Source organism: Rhodopirellula sp. UH5 (genome assembly GCF_056839225.1).
Genome location: NZ_CM166390.1, coordinates 6,318,828 through 6,338,363 on the forward strand (window position 1 = coordinate 6,318,828; position 19,536 = coordinate 6,338,363).

The following is a 19,536-nucleotide window of genomic DNA, read 5'->3' on the forward strand; positions in this document are numbered from 1 at the left end:
CGTTGGACACAAGCAAGGTATCCACCCGCCAGGCAGCCCACCGAGCAAGTCAGAGCCCACGCCTCCGATTTTACAATTTCAAATTGTCAATTTCACTTTTTCAATCGATCCACCTGACTCTTGTTCCCTGATTCCCTGCAGCCCCTGATCCCCTTTCCACTACTTCTTACCCACCTCTCACGATCTCCCCAAGTGACCGGGTAGTTGGTAGGTGATGAGAAGAAAAAATTGATTCCCGACAAGTTTTCCACGAGGCCAAACGGTGTTCACGGGAGATTCACTAACTCTTCACCACAGCGAGCTTTACGTCGACGGGTAGGAGGCCGAAGATGCCTGGGGTGCAATTTCGGAGCAGTGCGCAAACCGATTGCTGATCGTTGTTTACGGCAGTTTGAAATTCGAGATTGACACAATCCTGGGAACCTCTAATATTCCCGCCGTCGCCCACATGTAGTGCCTCGAAGGCATGTAAACCACTACCGGTAGTGATAGCAAATCATTTTGCATCGATTTTGACGATCAAAGATCCGAAATCGACCCTTGGATCACCCGGCAGGTCGTTTCGCCCACGGAAGTGGCACTCAGTGGCGACAGCCAGCTCTCATTTCAAATTTGACGGAATCGGTTGTTTCGCGAGGACCGCGAATGGCAACTTCCGGTGCACCGTCCACGGACGATCTCTTTAAGGAGTTTGTGACGCGCTATGTCCACTGTTCTGCCCGAGTCGAACGCCACTTCCCGCCTTCCCGCCAATGACCCCGCCTTGGAAAAGGTCGATTCCGAGCATGGCGTCGAGTACGCACGCGAGAAGTTTGGCACCGCCCTGCGAGGCGATCGTGCCGGTTTGAAGATCAAAACCACTTTCTGCCCTGATGATGGGCGGACCCCGTTCGCAACCACCGCTTGGGATTTGCGCTCGGCGTCGATCAAAGACGAATCCGGCCATGCCCTGTTCGAGCAAACCGACTGCGAAGTGCCAGCGTCCTGGAGTCAATTGGCGACCAACGTGGTCGTTTCGAAGTACTTCTATGGCGACCCGAAGAACACGGAAGAGCGCGAACGCAGTGTTCGTCAACTGATCCACCGTGTCACCCGCACGATCAGCGATTGGGGTTTGGCCGACGGTTACTTTGACTCGCCTGAAGACGGCGAGCGTTTTTACCGCGATCTGACCTGGTTGTGCTTGCACCAGCACGGTGCCTTCAACAGTCCCGTGTGGTTCAACGTTGGTCTGCACACCCAGTACGGTGTCGAAGGCGACATGTGCAACTGGCACTGGGACCGCACCAAGAACACCACCGCCCAGCCCAACAACCCCTACGAATACCCTCAAGGTTCGGCGTGTTTCATCCAGTCCGTGGATGACAACATGGAAGACATCATGCGTCTGGCGTGCAGCGAGGCGATGTTGTTCAAATTCGGCAGCGGCACGGGAACCGACCTTTCGACCATCCGCAGCCAACGCGAAAAACTCTCCGGCGGTGGAACGCCCTCCGGCCCGTTGTCGTTCATGCGAGTCTATGACTCGATCGCTGGCGTCGTGAAGTCGGGCGGCAAGACTCGGCGTGCGGCCAAGATGCAATCGCTGAAGGTCTGGCACCCCGATATTCTCGAGTTCATCGAGTGCAAATGGGCGGAAGAAAAGAAGGCTCACGCGTTGATTCGGGAAGGTTACGATTCGAACTTCAACGGCGAAGCTTACGCCAGCGTTTGTTTCCAAAATGCGAACCTGTCGGTTCGTTTGACCGACGACTACATGGAAGCGGTTCGCAAGAACGGAACCTTCCAAACTCGCTGGATCACCGACAAACCCACCACCGATCCACCCAGTTACGTCGCCAAAGAGTTGCTCAACAAAATGGCCGAGTGCGCCTGGCATTGTGGCGACCCCGGCGTGCAATACGACACGACGATCAACAAATGGCACACGTGCCCGAACAGCGGAGCGATCAACGCATCCAACCCTTGCTCGGAATACATGTTCCTGGATGACACGGCTTGCAACCTGGCCAGCATCAACTTGATGAAGTTCGTCCAGTCGGACGGGGTGTTTGATCACAAGCGTTTCCGTGCCGCTTGCCGCACGTTCTTCATCGCTCAAGAAATCTTGGTCGATCACGCCAGCTACCCGACCGAGCCAATTGCTCGCAACAGCCACAAGTTCCGTCCTTTGGGACTGGGGTACTCGAACCTCGGCAGCGTTGTCATGACGGCTGGTTTGCCTTACGACAGCGACGCTGCTCGTGGCATGTGCGGTTCCTTGACCTCTCTGTTGCACGGCGAAGCCAACCGCACCAGTGCGGAGCTTGCCAGCGTCGTCGGAACGTTCGACGGGTACGCCGAAAACGAAGCCCCGATGCTCCGCGTGATGCAAATGCACCGCGACGCCTGCGATCAAATCAATGACGATGGCCCCGCGGAACTGAAAGAAGCCGCTCGCGAATTGTGGGATGGCGTGCTGGAAATTGGCGAGAAGTACGGCTTCCGCAACGCTCAAGCGACCGTGCTGGCACCCACCGGCACGATCAGCTTCATGATGGACTGCGACACGACGGGCATCGAGCCGGACATCGCGTTGGTGAAGTACAAGCAACTCGCTGGCGGCGGGATGTTGAAGATCGTCAACCAAACCGTGAAGCTGGGTTTGAAGAAACTGGGCTACGACGCTGACACGATCGAAGAGATCCTGAAGTACGTGGATGCCAACGACACGATCGAGGGTGCCCCCGGTTTGCAGGACGAGCACTTGGCCGTGTTCGATTGTGCTTTCAAACCAGCCAACGGTGTTCGCAGCATCGGCTGGCGTGCTCACATCACCATGATGGCCGCTGCTCAACCGTTCCTGTCCGGAGCGATCAGCAAAACCGTCAACATGCCCACCGATGTGACGCCGCAAGACATCGCTGACGCTTACTTCTGGGGTTGGGAATTGGGACTGAAGGCCATCGCGATTTATCGTGACGGCAGCAAGCAGTCGCAACCTCTGAACACCAAGTCGGACGAGCAGAAAGCCACCGACGCAGCGGAGGCCGCTCGAGTCGAAACGGTCGAGAAGATCGTTTACAAACCGCGTCGCGAACGTTTGCCTGACACCCGTCAAAGTTTGACTCACAAGTTCAGCATCGCTGGACATGAAGGTTACTTGTGCGTCGGTTTGTATCCCGATGGACGTCCGGGTGAAATGTTCATCACGATGGCCAAAGAAGGGTCGACGATCGGCGGCATCATGGACAGCTTCGGCACCGCGCTCTCCATCGCGATGCAGTACGGCGTGCCACTGGAAGTGATTGTCAACAAGTTCAGTCACACCCGTTTCGAGCCCATGGGGCACACGTCCAACAAGGACATCCGCATCGCCAAGAGCGTCGTGGATTACATCGCTCGTTGGTTGGGCATCACGTTCATGTCCGGCAACGATTATTCCCCCAGTGCAGAAGGTGCGGCCAAAACAGGTGGCAACGGTCCCGACCTGACCAACGCTCCTGCCGGAGCAACGGCGAACAACAACAGTCCCGTGATGGCGGAACTGCGAGCCGACGCGGGGGCTGCGGTCGCGTTGGTCGAACGAGCCACGTTGTTGGCCAGTTTGCAAAATGGTTCTAGCAACGGTGGTGCAACCAACGGGCACTCCAACGGCGATTCCGCCGCCGGTGCGGTGGCAGAAAAGTCGACCGATGGATTGGGCGGGCAATCCGACCAGTTCTCGCGATTCCAAACCGACGCTCCCAGTTGTGACAACTGTGGCAGCATCACGGTCCGCAACGGCAACTGCTACCTGTGCCACAACTGTGGCAACTCGATGGGTTGCAGCTGAGTCCGTTCGTCCTTGAACGCTGAATGACATTCGCAGGCCGGCTTCTTTCCACCGAAAGAGGCCGGCCTTTTTTCGTGGATCCATGTCTCAGAGGTCGGGACGCAACGAAGGCCGGCCCAGGGAACTGTTGCGAAGAAACGTCGTGGTTTCTTTCGTCGTGGAAGGTCGCGAGCCCTCCGTTGTTGCGGCACCGGACGGCTTGCGCCCAATGCCATCTACTTTAGAACCAATCGAGGGGATTTTATTAGCGGAACGGCGCAAGCCGTCCGGTAAATCGTCGGTGTTTTCCGGCGCGTCACCGGACGGCTCGCGCCGTTCCGCTACAAAGTAGATGGCATTGGGCTTGCGCCGCTCCGCTAAGAGAGGATGCCACTCCGGGATATTTCCCAAGCATCCGGCTGGTCCTTCCTGGAGCTGGCCGGTTCAACTCTGATCTTCCGCACAATCGATTCGGGGGGCGGTCTCTTCGTTCTTATCTGTTGTCTTCCTGAGTACAGCTTGGGGGAATTGCGGAAATTTCTTGCTCACAAAGCGTTTGTTCACGGCTCGTGACCTAGCTTTGCAGCAGAGCGAGGATCCACCCTCTCGGAGACCGCTCGTTTCCCAGCACGCTCCTCCGTGAAATTGTTGTTATGGCTTCCGTTGATAGCCTTCCAATCGACCGACTTCGTCGCAGCACCGCCGTCTATGAAGACGTGTGGTTTCTGTCTGGTCCGACGAGTCCCGGTGACACTCTGCAACACACGCCGATTGATCAAGAACCGTTCATCGTGGGCCGGAAATCCGGCGTTGCCATGAAGCTGCAGTTTCGCACGGTCAGCGGGAACCACGCCGAGCTCAAGCTCGTCGATGGCAAACTGATCGTTCGCGATCTCGAGAGCACCAACGGCACGTACCTCAATGGAAAACGCGTCACCGAACCGGTCGTGGTGGGGGATGAAGATCTGATTCACTTCGCTGAAGCTCCCTTCCGAGTGCGGCGACAATCCCCGACCGGAGTCACCGCGGGGACCATTTCCGAAAACGTCTGCGACCAAGCTTTGGCGCTGGTTCAGTTCGACCGATTGATGAGCCAACGGCTGGTCCGTCCGCACTTTCAACCGATCGTCACCGTGATTGGTGCTCGCATGATCGGGTTTGAGATTCTTGGTCGAGGCAGCGTGTTCGGGCTGGAATCCGTCGGCGCCATGTTCCAAGCCGCTGAGCAACTCAACCTGGAAGTCGAACTCAGTCGACTGCTGCGTTGGGAAGGACTTCGGGTGGGCCGCGAACTTCCAGATTCACCGACCTTGTTCGTCAACACTCACCCCAAAGAAATGGAAGACGGCCAGTCGTTGATCGATTCCTTGTCCAAGGTCCGGACGATGGCATCGAACACCAAGATCGTGTTGGAAATTCACGAATCCGCCGTGACCAACCCCGAACAAATGCGGCGTCTGCATTCGACGTTGAAAGAATTGGACATCCAATTGGCCTACGACGATTTCGGTGCCGGCCAAGCCCGGTTGGCGGAATTGGTCGAAGCCCGACCCGATTACGTCAAGTTCGACATCGGCCTGATTCGTGGACTGAGCGTCGTCGACAGCAATCGCATGCGAATGCTGCGGTCGCTGGTCAACATGGTGCAAGACCTGGACATCTCCGCTCTGGCCGAGGGAATTGAAACGATCGAGGAAGTCGAAGCCTGCCAAGAAGTCGGCTTCGACCTGGCCCAAGGTTTCTATTACGGCCGCCCCGCTCCGGCGTGAGGCCAGCTTCTAGCTTCTAGTGGTCTGTCAGGACTTGTTTTTAGGGTAGTGGACGAGGCCACGAGTCCTGAACTGGCGTCAAATCCAAGGACTCGTGGCCTCGTCCACTACGAACAACCCTAACTATTAGCTTTGACAGACCACTAGCTTCTAGCTTCTAGCTTCTAGCTTCTAGCTTCTAGCTCTAGCTCTAGCTCTAGCTCTAGCTTCTAGCTCTAGCTCTAGCTCTAGCTCTAGCTCTAGCTCTAGCTCTAGCTCTAGCTCTAGCTCTAGCTCTAGCTCTAGCTCTAGCTCTAGCTCTAGCTCTAGCTCTAGCTCGGACTCGGACTCGGACTCGGACTCGGACTCGGACTCGGACTCGGACTCGGACTCGGACTCGGACTCGGACTCGGACTCGGACTCGGACTCGGACTCGGACTCGGACTCGGACTCGGACTCGGACTCGGACTCGGACTCGGACTCGGACTCGGACTCGGACTCGCCGGTGTTATCCGCAGCCATTTCGTCTCTCGGCACCTGTCGCCGCTCCGCGGCTTTTGGGGTGTGTGGGTTGCGTCTGAGACCTCGGGTTGAAACCCGAGGCTGTCGGATGTCACCGCTCCGCGGTTAAGTGTGCCGGCTGCGATTGCGGCAACAGTCGCGGAGCGACGGCATGAGAAAGCCTTGGGTTTCAACCCAAGGTTGGGAGAATTGCCACGCGTCGGCGAGTCGCAGAGCGACGACAGTTGTGCGTGCACCTGTCGCTGTTCCGAGTGCTCTCGGATAGTGCCAGCCACCATCTCGCCACCGTCCGAGACCTCGGGTTGAAACCCGAGGCTGGCACCTGCCACTGCTCCGCGGTTGGGTGGGACGAGCCCGTTCGTGGCCACAGTCGCGGCGCGACGGCATCCGAGCAGCCTTGGGTTTCAACCCAAGGTCCACGAAAGCCAAGCACACCGGCGAGTCGCGGAGCGACGACAGTTGTCAACGAGTTCGTCACCCCCTGCCGCCGCTCCGCGGCTTCCCGGGCGTGGGGAACCGTCCGAGACCTCGGGTTGAAACCCGAGGCTGGCACCTGCCACCGCTCCGCGGTTGGGTGGGACGAGCCCGTTCGTGGCCACAGTCGCGGCGCGACGGCATCCGAGCAGCCTTGGGTTTCAACCCAAGGTCCACGAAAGCCAAGCACACCGGCGAGTCGCGGAGCGACGACAGTTGTCAACGAGTTCGTCACCCCCTGCCGCCGCTCCGCGGCTTCCCGGGCGTGGGGAACGGTCCGAGACCTCGGGTTGGAAACCCGAGGCTGGCAGCTGTCACCGCTCCGCGGTTGGGTGGGGCGAGCCCGTTCGTGGCCACAGTCGCGGCGCGACGGCATCCGAGCAGCCTTGGGGTTTCAACCCAAGGTTCACGCGTGCCCAGCACACGTGTGAGTCGCAGAGCGACGACAGTTGGCAGTGAGTTCGCAACCCCCTGAGCCCCTGTTTTGCTCGTCGGGCTCAGAATTACGCAACCTGCCCCGGATCCTCGTGATATCCTAAGATCACGTCGCCGGGCGTCCTTTTTGCGAGCACTCGGCTGCCAAAGCTTTTCTGTCGACGAAGGAATTCACCATGAGCCGGACGATGCAAGATTTCACCGATTTGCTGCTCCAACAGGGCGTCATCAGTCTCGATCAGCTGTCCGAAGCCGAAGAAGTCGCGAAGAACACCAGTGCGGACATTGGTGACGTGCTGATCAAAATGGAATACGCCAGCCCCGAAGAAGTCGGGATGGCCTTGGCGAAGTTCCACAAAATTCCCTTTGTGGACCTCCGCAGCGAGCGGATCAGCGAATCCGTCATCGAATTGGTCCCCGAATCGGTCGCTCGCGAAAACACGGTGTTGCCCTTCAAAGAAGAAGACGGGGCCCTGACGATTCTGATCGCCGACCCGTTTGACCTCGAGACCATCGAAAAGCTGCGTTTCATCCTCAACCGGAAAATCGAAACCGCTCTGGCTCCCAAAGAAGCCATCAACGGGGCGATCAACCAGTACTACGGTCAGGTCGAAGGTGAATCGGCTGACTCGATGTTGCAAGAGTTCACCGACACAGCGATCGACTTCACCGAAACCGAGTCTGACACCGGTGGGGGGGAGGAAACCGTTGATGACAACTCCGCCCCCGTCATCCGGCTGGTCAACCTGATGATCGCGGAAGCCGTGCAGTTGCGGGCCAGCGACATCCACGTCGAACCCTTCGAAGATCGCGTTCGAATCCGTTATCGAATTGACGGCGTCTGCGTCGAGCGGGAAGCAGCCCCCCGGCGGATGCTGTCGGCCATCATCGCCCGGATCAAGATCCTCTCGAAGATCGACATCAGCGAAAAGCGACGCCCGACGGACGGGCGGATCAAAATCACGGTGGGGGACAAGCAACTCGATTTGCGGGTCAGCATCATCCCCACCAACCACGGCCAGTCCTGCGTGATGCGGCTGCTGGACAAGGACAACATCAAAGTCGGCACCCGGCAACTTGGCCTGTCCGAGCGGGACTTCCGCAACTTCAACTCGTTGATCCGTCGGCCCAACGGGATCGTGCTGGTCACCGGCCCAACCGGGTCCGGAAAGACCACCACCCTGTACGCCTCCCTGAACGCACTGAACCGACCCGACCGCAAGATCATCACGGCGGAAGACCCGGTCGAGTATTACCTGCCCGGGATCAATCAGGTTGAAGTGAAGCACAACATCGGCCTCGACTTCGCTCGCATCATTCGGGCCATGTTGCGGCAAGCACCCAACATCATCCTCGTCGGTGAAATGCGAGATCACGAGACCGCATCGATGGGAATTCAAGCCTCACTGACTGGACACTTGGTTTTCAGTACTCTACACACGAACGATGCGCCCAGTGCTATATCACGTATGGTGGACATCGGTGTACCATCCTACATGGTGGCAAGTTCCGTCATCGCGGTGCTGGCTCAGCGTTTGGTGCGGACCATTTGCCCTCGTTGCAAGGTCCGCTACCAGCCGCCTCAGAGCGTGATCGACGACTCGGAGATCCCACCAGAGATGCTCGCTCAAGCCGAGTTCTGCAAGGGCAAGGGATGCACGTACTGCGGCCGCACCGGCTACCGGGGCCGGATCGGGATCTACGAACTGATGTTGATCAACAACAAGCTTCGCGAGTTGATGTTCAAAGGAACGACCACCAAAACGATTCGCGAAGAGGCCATAAAGAACGGCATGTCAACGCTTTACGCCGATGGCATGCTCAAGGTGATTCGCGGGATCACGACTTTCGACGAAGTGTATCGGGTCGCCAAAAAGACCGAGCAAGAAGCGCTCGCTCTCGACCACATCGCGAAAGAGCTGTCGTCGCTGTAGGCCGGTTCGACTTCGCGAGCCCCTGACGCGACCGACACGCCCCGCAAATTCGGACTTCGGGGGGTGTGGCCGCTTGGCCGGGTCCCGGCGACGGGCTGGCGAGAGGACTCGGCAGTCGGTTCTGGTGCCGCCGCATGGCCGAGCGGGCTGGTTCTGGCTGCCTCGATAGGGGTGGTTGGGTGTGCATTCGGGCGACAAGACGCGAATTTCTTTGCCTTTGACGCTGTTTCACGCATAATGGCAGCGTCTGGCACGGGAAATCACGTGTCAGGCGACTTGTCTGGGACACACTGTCCCGTTGCCGAACGATCTGGCGGGATGCCGGTTGCTCTGGCGTGATTCGTACTCGTCTTTTCTTGCGAATCACCTGGGGAGTGGCCGGTTGAAACACCGGTCGAATGCGGGCTGGCCGAGTCGCCGCCGAATCTCAGCCAGACTTGAGACCCCTTTTCTGCTCTTCACGCCCTCTCACCCACCGTCAGGCGTTTTCCATGGCCACCGTGCTGATCGACAAACTGTTGCAAGCCGCTGTGAAGCAAGGTGTGAGCGATATTCACATCGTTGTTGGTCAGCCGCCTGTGTTTCGGTTGCACGGCCGGATGCGAAAGTTGGAAACGAAGACGCTCGAAGGCGAGGACTCCGTCGCGTTGATGAAGTCGATCACGCCGGAGCGTTGTCAGCGTGAGTTGCAGGAATCGGGCTCAACCGACTTCGGGTTCGCGTTTGGCGATTTGGCCCGCTTTCGGGTTTCGGTCTTCAAGCAGCGTGGATTCATCTCCATGGTGCTGCGTCAGATCCCCAATGACAAATTGACACCCGAGCAACTTGGTTTGCCCGAGGCGGTCGTCAAAATGGTGCACCGCCCGCGGGGGTTGTTCTTGGTGACCGGTCCGACGGGTTCGGGAAAGTCGACCACGTTGGCCTCGCTGATCAACTTGCTCAACGAGACCATTGACCACCACATCATCACGATCGAAGACCCGATCGAGTTCTATCACGAACACAAAGAGTCGACGATCAATCAACGGGAAGTCGGCGTGGACGTGCCGAGTTTCTCTGAAGCGATTCGTCGTGCGCTGAGGCAAGACCCCGACGTGATTCTGGTCGGCGAGCTTCGCGACCTGGAAACCATCGAAGCGGCGATCAGTGCGGCGGAAACCGGGCACGTCGTGTTTGGCACCCTGCACACGAACAGTGCTCAAGGCACGGTCAACCGGATCATCGACGCGTTCCCCGGCAACTTGCAGGACCAGATTCGGACCCAGCTCGCTTCGACGCTGATCGGCGTGGTCGCTCAAACGTTGCTGCCCAAAATTGGTGGTGGTCGGTGTGCCGCCTACGAAGTCCTGAACGTCACGCCCGGCATCGCCAACCTGATTCGTGAAAACAAGACGTTCCGGATCAACTCGTCGATGCAGACGGGTGCCAAGTTCGGGATGCAGTTGATGGACGACGCCTTGTTCAATCACTGGAAAGGCGACCGGGTCTCGGTGGAAGACGTGTTGGCCAAAGCCCACCGTCCCGATGACTTGGCCAAACGGATCGTTCAAGCCCGACAAGGTCTGGGTGATGAACCCGTTCCGATCAAAGAAGACTGATCGCGTTGCGATCGAGCGGCTAGCAACTAGCGATTAGCTGTTAGCTCATGATGTTGCGAACCAAACCAGAATCCACAACCTGAAAAGCTAGTCGCTAGCAGCTAGTCGCTACCAACAGAAAGCTCTCCTGCCATGGCCCCACGTCGCATCGGACAGATCCTCGTCGACCTCGGTTTCCTCACCGATGATCAGCTCCAAATTGTGCTGGACGAACAAGAGCAGCAGCCCGGTGCGCTGTTTGGAAAAGTCGCCGAGGACATGCAACTGATCACCGACGAGCAGCTCATTCAAGGGCTCGCCGAACAGATGGGGATGCAGACGGTTTCGTTGGAAGACGCCAAGCTGGAACCGGAGGTGATGGAAAAGATCAGCGAGACGATGGCTCAGCTGTATCGGTGTGTTCCGATTCAGTTCGAGGGCAATTCGCTGACCATCGCGACCTGCGACCCACAGAACCTGAACATTCAAGACGAACTGCGGACGTTCCTCGGGTATGACATCAAGATTTTGGTGGCCACCGAAGCGGACATCAGCAAAACGATCACGAAGTACTACGACAGCGAAGCTGAGAGCGTCGAGAAACTGGTCGCTGAACTGGCCGAAGACGAAGAGCTGAAAGCGGCCGCCAGCTTGCTGGACAACGAAAAGTTCAACATCACCGACGCCGAAGCACTGGCCGATTCGGCGCCGGTTCGCAAGCTGCTCAACATGGTGCTGCTGTTGGCGATCAAGGACCACGCGTCGGACATTCACTTCGAACCGTTTGAAGACGAGTTCCGGATTCGGATCAAATCCGAGGGCGTGTTGTACGAGATGGTCCCGCCGCCACGTCACCTCGCGTTTGCGATCACGACGCGGATCAAAGTGATGGCCAACCTGGACATCGCCGAACGCCGGATGCCGCAGGACGGACGGATCGAACTGATGGTGGGCGGTCACCCCGTCGACCTTCGAGTTTCGGTGCTGCCAACAATCTTTGGTGAGTCGACCGTCATGCGGGTGCTCGACCGCTCGGTGGTGAACCTGTCGCTCGAAAACGTCGGCATGGACGAGGACATGATGGCGCGGTTCCGGTCGGCGATCGATCGCCCCAACGGGATCGTGCTGGTCACCGGCCCCACGGGATCAGGCAAAACGACCACGCTGTATTCGACCCTGTCGGAACTCAACGAGATTTCCGAGAAACTGATCACCACCGAAGACCCGGTGGAATACGACATTGATGGGATCATTCAGATCCCAATTGACTCCGACGCCGGGGTGACCTTTGCGTCCTGCTTGCGAGCGATTTTGCGGCAGGACCCGGACACGATCCTGGTCGGTGAAATCCGTGACTTGGAGACCGCCGAGATCTCCATTCAGGCGGCGCTAACCGGTCACTTGGTGTTCAGCACCCTGCACACCAACGATTCGCCCAGCACGGTCACTCGGTTGACCGACATGGGGATCCAACCCTTCATGATTTGCGCGACCGTCGAAGCCATTTTGGCTCAGCGATTGGTCCGCCGAATCTGCACGGGCTGCCGGGAAAAGACCCGTGTCAGCAGCGACTTGCTGATGGAACTCGGGATGACCCGGGAAGAGATCGAAACGACGGATTACTTCAAAGGCGTCGGTTGCGAGAAGTGCAACAACACCGGCTACAAGGGCCGGATCGCGCTGTTCGAGTTGATGATTCTCAACGACACGATTCGCGAAATGATCATGCAGAACGCCAGCACCGACGAACTGCGAAATCAAGCCCAGAGCAATGGGATGGTGATCCTACGAGAGTTCGGCATGAGCCTGGCCCGCGACGGAGTCACGACCCTCGACGAAATCGTCCGCGAAACCGTCGTTGACGGTTAGCGGCGAAGCCGCGGCTTCTAGCTTCTAGCGACTGGCGTTCCACTTAAAACGACAATCAGATGAAAGACTTTCGAGATTTGAATGTTTGGGCCAAGGCTCATGAATTCACGCTCTCGATTTACAAAATCACTCAAAGGTTTCCAAGCGACGAGAAGTATGGATTGACGTCACAGCTGAGACGTTCGGCTGCTTCGATTCCGACGAATATGGCCGAAGGTTGCGGACGCGGAACCGATCGCGAACTGGCTCGCTTTTGCGACATCGCGATGGGATCCGCCAGTGAGGCGGACTATCAACTGTCGCTCGCAAAGGACCTTGGTTACATCGAGTCATCGGCCTTTGACCTGATTTACGAACAACTCAACGAAATCCAACGCATGCTTCGCAGTTTCATCCAGCGACTTCGAAGCTCATGAAACAACTTGCACCACCCTTGTTCAGAAAAAGCTAACAGCTAACAGCTAGTCGCCTAGAAACGCGTTGCGTCCATGACCAATCAATCCAACTCCCATGAAGAAGCTAGAAGCTAGAAGCTAATCGCTAGTAGCTAGTAGCTAAGAACCCCCAAGCCTGTGGCCCTGTGGCTCTGCGGCCCTTTTCACTTGAAGAAACAATCCCATGCCGACTTATACCTTTGAAGCGATGGACGCGACCGGACAAGAGATCCGGGACGAAATCGATGCGGCCAACGAGGACGAAGCTCAAACCACCATCCGCCAGATGGGTTACTTCGTCACCAAGATCGCCGTCAAAAAACAGGCGGCGGGGGCCACCAAGGCTGGCGGTGGCAAGAAACGTCCCTTCGCGATGGGCGGGGCGAAGACCAAACACATCTGCGCCTTCACACGTCAGTTGTCGATCTTGCAAGACGCCGGTCTGCCGATTCTGCGCAGCCTGAAGATTCTGGAAGGCAACCAGAAACCCGGCAAGCTCAAGAACGCCTTGATGGATGTTTGCGACGAGATCGAAGGCGGTTCGACCTTGTCCGAAGCGATGGCGAAGTGCCCCAAGGTCTTCAGTCGCTTGTACGTCAACATGATCAAAGCCGGTGAGGCCGGCGGTGCGTTGGAAACGATCCTCAACCGGTTGGCCGACTTCTTGGAGTCAGCCGAATCGCTCAAGCGGAAGGTCAAAGGGGCGTTGATCTACCCGGTCATCGTGGTCTTGGTCGCTGCGTTGATTCTGACGTTCATCATGTTGTTCATCGTCCCAACGTTCGAAAAGATGTTCGACGAGTTTGGGTTGGATTTGCCAGCCCCAACGGTGCTGTTGATCGCGATGAGCAATTACATCGCGGGTTATTGGTTCCTGTTGATCGCGATGCCGGTTTGCGCGTTGATCCTGATCAAATTGATGAGGAAGTTCAAACAGGGGCGGGTTGGGTTTGACATGTTCATCATCCGGGTGCCGATCTTTGGCACCCTGATTGAAAAGAACATTCTGGCTCGGACCACACGGACACTGGGAACCCTGATCAGTTCCGGGGTGCCGATTTTGGAAGCGCTGAACATCACGCGAGAAACGGCGGGCAACGCCATGTTCGAGCGGATGTTCACGGGCGTCAGCAACCAGATCCGAGAAGGGGAAGTGATCAGCAAGCCGTTGAAGGAATTCTCGGTGTTGGGTTTCCACCCCATGACCGCGATCTTCTGGGCATTGTTTGGATCGTTCCCCGGCATCATGGTCCTGAGCGTCGCGCTGACGGCCAAGGGCGGCAAGCTCGATGACGGCACGATGGTCGAGATGCTGACGTTCATGTCCTTGTACATGATCGCCGGTGGATCCGTGCTGTGCGTGTTGTTTTACCTGACCAAGATCAAAGGCCGAGTGGTCGATGACCTCGTCGTCAACATGGTCGACGTCGGGGAAGAGACCGGTGAGCTGGACACGATGCTGTACAAGGTCGCCGACACGTATGACGAAGAAGTCCGGATCATGACCGACGCTCTGACCGCGTTGATGGAGCCCTTGATGATTGTGTTCCTTGGCGTCGCGGTGGGTTTCATCGTGATCAGTTTGTTCATGCCGTTGGTGTCGCTGATCTCCGGATTGACTTAGAAGCCAGATCTTTTGTTGGGAGCCGAATTCGCCAGAATTCGGTTCTCGCAAAATCGAAATTTTGACCCGATACACCTGTTCCACTTTCAATCGCACCGCCGTGTGCTTCGCAAGTTGTGTGAAGCGGACGACCGCCAGCACCATTTCCCTGTTCCGAGAGTAGCGATGAACGCTCGATCCAATCTCCTGCAGCCAGCCCCCGTGGCCCCCAAGACCCGCTCCGCCTTCACGTTGGTGGAGATCCTTGTGGTGATTGCCATCATCGGAATCTTGGCGGCGGTCCTGATCCCGGCGGTGACCAATGCGGTCCGAACGGCTCGCGTGACAAGTTTGCGTCTCGAGATCACGGCCTTGGAAGGTGCGGTCGAGCAGTATCAACAGAAGCATGGCGATTACCCGCCAGACTTCTCGAGTTGGGCGATCGTCGAGCGACACTACCGCAAGGCGTTCCCACGGATGTCAACGAATGATTCGACACTGCTTTACAACATGCTGCTCGACTCATCCAGCAATTATGATCCAACGATTCTCGATCGCGGGGAGGTGTTGGCCTGGGCACTGGGTGGATACAGCGATGACACGCAGCGTCCCTTCACTGGGCCGGGTGGGCCACTGGCTTGGACGGGCGATGGTACTGACACCTACGATGCCGCGACTGACCCTGAACGTCAGGATCCTCGCAATTTTCAGGTCAACATTGACCGTCCCAATGCCTTGATGGACTTTGATGCCTCTCAGCTGGACTACAGCGAAGTCAATGATGGTGCGCCGATGACTTTCGCCGCAGGGAATCGGAGGAAGTCCAGCGATGGTGATTTGTTCTTGAGTTATCGCTCGGATTCGGAGGGAGCTCCGTTCGTGTATTTCGATTCTCGCACCTACTCGCTCTATCATGCGACCTATGGGTTCAATGGATACGGCTCATCGACGTACGGTTATGTGCGGCCGTATCTCTCCACCAGTGCGAATGCAAATCGATCGGGCGGGAATTACACCACTCAGGCCGAAGCTCTCGGTGGGTGGCAGTTTGTGAATCCGAATACGTTCCAAATCGTCAGTGCTGGGCTCGATAACAATTTTGGTGATACAGAGTCTTATGACGTGAACAGCGATTCGACTCCAGAACCAATCTACTTCCAGTATGAATCAGGAGCGGCGATTGCACTTTTGACGGGGGTTGCGACGCCCGAAGATCTGATTGTCACCAGCGTTTCGAAGTACCAAGAATCTGCCTTCGGCAGCATCGAACAGTACCCGGCTGACAACATCACCAACTTCAGCAACGGCACGGTCGTTGATGACGTTCCTTGATGAATGAGCGATCTGTTTATCAGTCATTCAGCGCGGTGCGTTGTGAATTCGGGCTTGAGGTTTTTCAATGATTCCAAACAAACAATCGAACGCAGGCTTCACGCTTGTCGAGATTCTGGTCGTCATGGTGGTGATCGGAATCATGGCCAGCATGGTGATGGCCGCCGTCCAAGGCGTCACCGCCAGCGCGCGAACATCTCGCACCCGCACGATCGTTGGATTGATTGACAACGTCATTCAGGAGAAGTACGAGTCTTACAAGTACCGTTCGCTGCCAGTTGAGATTCCGACCACGGATTATCTGGCTGGTGTGACCGGATCAACACTCTCGTTTGAAGTGATGGGGACGGAAGCCGCGCGGGTCCGCCTGAACATGATTCGAGATCTTCAGCGAATGGAGATGCCAGATCGGTACTCTGATTTTATGGGTGCTACCTGGGCACCTGCTTCGGTCTACGGATCGGCCAATCGTGTCATGATCGACACCGCTGACATCGACGGCGATGGCGACACCACCGAAATTATTGGAACCCGCCAGGAACGTTCTTCACGCCTTCCATTTTCAATGTCGTGGTTCTCCAGTGGATCGGCACCTTCACTGGTTCAATCCTATCAAAACCGGGTTCCGACAACGGCGACAGAAGAGTTTCAAAGTGCCGAGTGCCTTTACCTGATTCTCGCGACCTCGTACTCGGCGGGGACTCCCGCCATTGATGCAATCCCGACGAGCAACATCGGGGACGTCGATGGCGATGGCATGTTTGAGATTCTCGACGGATGGGGGTTTCCAATCGGATTCATCCGTTGGCCGATTGGGTACGACGACCCTGATGGAGCTTTGGATCTCAATACCCCTGATGAATTCGATCTGTTCAAATCGGATTTTTATTACACCGTCCAAACGCCACCTGCCCCGTCCTCGGCTTCGGTCCTGCCGGCCGTCAACGTCAATGGTGGAGCTTACGGTGCACCGTGGGCGTTGCGTCCATTGATCATTTCATCTGGTGAAGACGGCGAATTTGGGATTGCGTTCAATCCAGTCAATTCAGCCGGGAGTGCTTTGCAGGCGTATGACTACTCGGCGTCCACTTGGGCATGGCCGAAGAATGCAGCCAACATGGGAGTCGAATTCGAAGGGCGTGGCACCTCGGATTACGACTGGGTGGATCCTTATATGCGTCGATTCATTGCTGCCAATGATCCTGGGATCATTGATCGGACCAGCGCGACCTATGCCACGGACACCGATCGACGACTGCCGGGTGAAGAATTGACAGGACGTGCCAGCGATGTGTTGACTGACAACATCACCAACTTCTCTCTGCAGGTGACTCAATGAACGCGTTGATGCCTCTCACGCGACAAGTGAGTTTGACACGGAGTTCGATTCGAACCTCCGAGCGAAGAACACTTGGGTTCACGCTGGTTGAACTGTTGATCGTGATGTCGATTTTTCTATTGGTCTCTGCCATTGCATTGCCAACTGTTCGGACGTTGATCAGCGATCAAAAGGTCAGCCAGGCGTCACGCACCATTGTTGCCTACCTGGATGAAGCTCGCAGTCGTGCCATTTCAGAAGGACGCTTTGTCGGTGTGCGGATCGAGCGAGCCAGCGGTGCTGCGACGGCGGACTTCCGGACCGCGGCGGGAGTTCGTCTTCGCCAACTGAGAGGCGTGCCTCCATACACGGGTGAAGCGGCGGACGCGAGGGTCACTTTCAATTACCCAACACCAGGTGCTTCGACCGCGGGTTTGGAGTTCTCGGGAGTCAAAAACCAGCTGTTATTGTTGTACACCGATCCAACGGCTTCGCTTTATCAGCTTAATACGGCGCCTATCAAAGATGGCGACTTGATCGAGTTGCCAGGTGGACGCTATTTCCGCCTGGACTTGGGTGATTACACAGGCAGTTTCGCTTCAGGCGGCACCGACATCGTGCCGGCGACGATCGATTTGGATTCGCCGGTCTCCGGCATCACCGCCTCTTTTTCAAATGCCTTCCCGGTGATCCATCAGCCGATCGACGGTGCGTCGGTGCCCTACCGCATTCACCGATCGCCGGTTGTCTCGACCAGCCAAAGTCTCACGTTTCCTCGTGGCATCGTGGTGGATATGACCTATTCCGGCATCGGGATTGAAGGCAATCAATTTGCTGCTCAAGGCACATTGGCAAACCAACCGCTTGAGATCGTGTTTGGTCCAGACGGTCGTGTTGAAATGACTTCCATTGATGCGGTCGGAAACCAGGGGCTTCCGACCGGTTTGATTTTCCTCTGCATCGGCGACAGCGATGGTCTTCAACCAGCAACCCCATTCAATGCTGATCCACGTACGCCAGCCAACTTGATGAATCAGGATTCGCTTTGGATTGTGATCAACCCAGCGACGGGCCGCTGCGTGGTTGCTCCCAACGCTTCGGTGAGTTCGACAGCGTCGATGCCTGCTGCCCTTCGCGACGCACGGTCGTTGGCGATCCTTTCAGACACCTTGGACGCAACCCCATGATCTCTCGCATCTCATCCATTCCACGTGCTGCCATCACACTGATCGAAGTGATCTTCTCCATTGGAGTGATCATGATCGGCCTTCTCGGTCTGCTTTCCGTCATGCCATTGGCGGGAGGTCGCGCTCGAGACGCCGTGTCGTTGAGCGTGGGTGCTGAGATGGGGGACACGATTGCAAAGAATGTTTCGATCCGCAAATGGTTGGGCAACGGAAATCTTGCGGAAATGTCCGGCGGCAACGCGGTTGGCTACGATTTTGCCTCCAACCAATTGGAAATCACTTCCTCAGGAACAGCGCTGCCGGGAATCTGCATCGACCCGCTTTACTACGCTGTTCAGGGTGGCAGCAGCACAGCATTCAACAGTTACGACGACAGTGTTTTTCCTTACTATGTTGCCGCTCATGACCCGCTACTGAATCCAGCTAACTCCGACTCAACCTGGGAGCCTCCGAGCATGTTCCCTTGGTCTGCCGGGGAGGCGGGAAGCGCACCGCGACTGACCCGTGTTGGTCTGTCGGGGGCGAGTGCCGAGTTGGCGCGGACGATCATTGAGAGCGTCAATGATCTGGTGGTGCAGCAACCGAAAGACACAACGATCCCTGCCAAGTTAACCGGATTGGATTCTGGTGAGATGGATTATGGGCGGCGAATCCCAACCGGCGAATTCAGCTGGATCGCAACGCTGGTGCCGTCCGAGAACAGTCGGTTTGCTCACCTGTCGATTGTGGTGATGCGGAACCGAGTGGCGGACATTGACTTTCCCACGGTTGCGTTGACTCCTCCGATTCTTCCCGAGATGAACGGGATGAGTGAACGAGTCGCTCAGGTCACATTTGCGTCTGGTTTCTCAGGTGGTGCGGGAGGAGTGGTTCACTTGACCGCTTCCGCCACCACTTCGTCGGAACTCGCTCCCAATGACTGGGTGATGTTGTCACGTCGGCTTCCCGACAGCACTCAGGTTTTTCGATGGTATCGAGTCGTTGCGGTGGACCAGGAACCCGAGGAGATCTTTGCGTATAGCAATTCCGAATTGGAAACCGGTTTGGCTGCCCTTCCGACGCCTCAAACAGGAATCAATCGCACCACGGAAGAACTTTGGCGACGACGTGTTTCCTTGGATGGTCCGGATTGGGAGTTTGATTTCACGACAGATCCAGTTTCTGACAACTCCTTTTACGACAACACCTTTGCCACGATGGTCCAGGGCGTGGTTTCGGTGACCGAACGCTTGGTCCCCTGGACCGACCTTTGACGCTCGTTCAATTCAGCCAGCCGAAACCACCTTCGACACTCTTCTCTCTTCTTCCTA

The 19,536-nt window shown here is 56.9% G+C and carries 12 protein-coding genes; 11 read left to right on the forward strand and 1 reads right to left on the reverse strand.

What is annotated here, in order from left to right; all coding sequences use genetic code 11:
- Positions 1-703: 703 nt before the first annotated feature.
- Positions 704-3,814 carry a vitamin B12-dependent ribonucleotide reductase gene (locus tag UH5x_RS22535; protein ID WP_482633748.1) on the forward strand — a complete coding sequence of 1,037 codons (3,111 nt, stop codon included), beginning with the start codon at positions 704-706 and terminating at the stop codon, positions 3,812-3,814.
- Positions 3,815-4,446: 632 nt separating this feature from the next.
- Positions 4,447-5,562 (forward strand): EAL domain-containing protein, encoded by a 1,116-nt coding sequence (locus tag UH5x_RS22540; protein WP_047815982.1) that lies wholly within the window; start codon positions 4,447-4,449, stop codon positions 5,560-5,562.
- A gap of 171 nt (positions 5,563-5,733) precedes the next feature.
- Here the strand turns inward: UH5x_RS22540 and UH5x_RS22545 are convergent, their stop codons facing one another.
- A complete protein-coding gene (locus UH5x_RS22545; RefSeq protein WP_482633749.1) occupies positions 5,734-6,063 on the reverse strand; it encodes a hypothetical protein in 330 nt (109 codons plus the stop codon).
- Between the two features lie 1,085 nt (positions 6,064-7,148).
- Here UH5x_RS22545 and UH5x_RS22550 point away from each other — a divergent pair.
- From UH5x_RS22550 to UH5x_RS22590, 9 genes are all read left to right on the forward strand, one after another.
- On the forward strand, positions 7,149-8,906 hold the full coding sequence (locus UH5x_RS22550) for a GspE/PulE family protein (RefSeq protein ID WP_047814451.1): 1,758 nt from the start codon (positions 7,149-7,151) through the stop codon (positions 8,904-8,906).
- A gap of 491 nt (positions 8,907-9,397) precedes the next feature.
- Complete coding sequence (locus UH5x_RS22555; RefSeq protein ID WP_047814452.1) at positions 9,398-10,504, forward strand: type IV pilus twitching motility protein PilT; 1,107 nt, start codon at positions 9,398-9,400, stop codon at positions 10,502-10,504.
- A 132-nt stretch (positions 10,505-10,636) separates the two neighbouring features.
- Positions 10,637-12,352, forward strand: a complete 1,716-nt coding sequence (locus UH5x_RS22560; RefSeq protein ID WP_274405405.1) for a GspE/PulE family protein — start codon at positions 10,637-10,639, stop codon at positions 12,350-12,352.
- A 59-nt stretch (positions 12,353-12,411) separates the two neighbouring features.
- The gene (locus UH5x_RS22565) at positions 12,412-12,768 is read left to right on the forward strand and encodes a four helix bundle protein (RefSeq protein ID WP_482633750.1); all 357 of its coding nucleotides are present in this window, start codon (positions 12,412-12,414) and stop codon (positions 12,766-12,768) included.
- Positions 12,769-12,970: 202 nt separating this feature from the next.
- Positions 12,971-14,410 carry a type II secretion system F family protein gene (locus tag UH5x_RS22570; protein ID WP_047814455.1) on the forward strand — a complete coding sequence of 480 codons (1,440 nt, stop codon included), beginning with the start codon at positions 12,971-12,973 and terminating at the stop codon, positions 14,408-14,410.
- A 165-nt stretch (positions 14,411-14,575) separates the two neighbouring features.
- Positions 14,576-15,721 carry a type II secretion system protein gene (locus UH5x_RS22575; RefSeq protein ID WP_482633751.1) on the forward strand — a complete coding sequence of 382 codons (1,146 nt, stop codon included), beginning with the start codon at positions 14,576-14,578 and terminating at the stop codon, positions 15,719-15,721.
- Positions 15,722-15,788: 67 nt separating this feature from the next.
- On the forward strand, positions 15,789-17,060 hold the full coding sequence (locus UH5x_RS22580) for a type II secretion system protein (RefSeq protein ID WP_047814457.1): 1,272 nt from the start codon (positions 15,789-15,791) through the stop codon (positions 17,058-17,060).
- Between the two features lie 8 nt (positions 17,061-17,068).
- Positions 17,069-18,226 (forward strand): pilus assembly FimT family protein, encoded by a 1,158-nt coding sequence (locus UH5x_RS22585; RefSeq protein WP_482633752.1) that lies wholly within the window; start codon positions 17,069-17,071, stop codon positions 18,224-18,226.
- Positions 18,223-19,479 (forward strand): type IV pilus modification PilV family protein, encoded by a 1,257-nt coding sequence (locus UH5x_RS22590; protein ID WP_047814459.1) that lies wholly within the window; start codon positions 18,223-18,225, stop codon positions 19,477-19,479. The genes UH5x_RS22585 and UH5x_RS22590 overlap by 4 nt, the downstream gene beginning before the upstream one ends.
- The last annotated feature ends 57 nt before the right edge of the window (positions 19,480-19,536 follow it).

Excerpts from the sequence above, each read along its gene's own strand:
- UH5x_RS22535 (WP_482633748.1), top strand. The coding sequence starts at position 704 with ATGTCCACTGTTCTGCCCGAGTCGAACGCCACTTCCCGCCTTCCCGCC.
- UH5x_RS22540 (WP_047815982.1), top strand. The coding sequence starts at position 4,447 with ATGGCTTCCGTTGATAGCCTTCCAATCGACCGACTTCGTCGCAGCACC.
- UH5x_RS22545 (WP_482633749.1), bottom strand. The coding sequence starts at position 6,063 with ATGGCTGCGGATAACACCGGCGAGTCCGAGTCCGAGTCCGAGTCCGAG.
- UH5x_RS22550 (WP_047814451.1), top strand. The coding sequence starts at position 7,149 with ATGAGCCGGACGATGCAAGATTTCACCGATTTGCTGCTCCAACAGGGC.
- UH5x_RS22555 (WP_047814452.1), top strand. The coding sequence starts at position 9,398 with ATGGCCACCGTGCTGATCGACAAACTGTTGCAAGCCGCTGTGAAGCAA.
- UH5x_RS22560 (WP_274405405.1), top strand. The coding sequence starts at position 10,637 with ATGGCCCCACGTCGCATCGGACAGATCCTCGTCGACCTCGGTTTCCTC.
- UH5x_RS22565 (WP_482633750.1), top strand. The coding sequence starts at position 12,412 with ATGAAAGACTTTCGAGATTTGAATGTTTGGGCCAAGGCTCATGAATTC.
- UH5x_RS22570 (WP_047814455.1), top strand. The coding sequence starts at position 12,971 with ATGCCGACTTATACCTTTGAAGCGATGGACGCGACCGGACAAGAGATC.
- UH5x_RS22575 (WP_482633751.1), top strand. The coding sequence starts at position 14,576 with ATGAACGCTCGATCCAATCTCCTGCAGCCAGCCCCCGTGGCCCCCAAG.
- UH5x_RS22580 (WP_047814457.1), top strand. The coding sequence starts at position 15,789 with ATGATTCCAAACAAACAATCGAACGCAGGCTTCACGCTTGTCGAGATT.
- UH5x_RS22585 (WP_482633752.1), top strand. The coding sequence starts at position 17,069 with ATGCCTCTCACGCGACAAGTGAGTTTGACACGGAGTTCGATTCGAACC.
- UH5x_RS22590 (WP_047814459.1), top strand. The coding sequence starts at position 18,223 with ATGATCTCTCGCATCTCATCCATTCCACGTGCTGCCATCACACTGATC.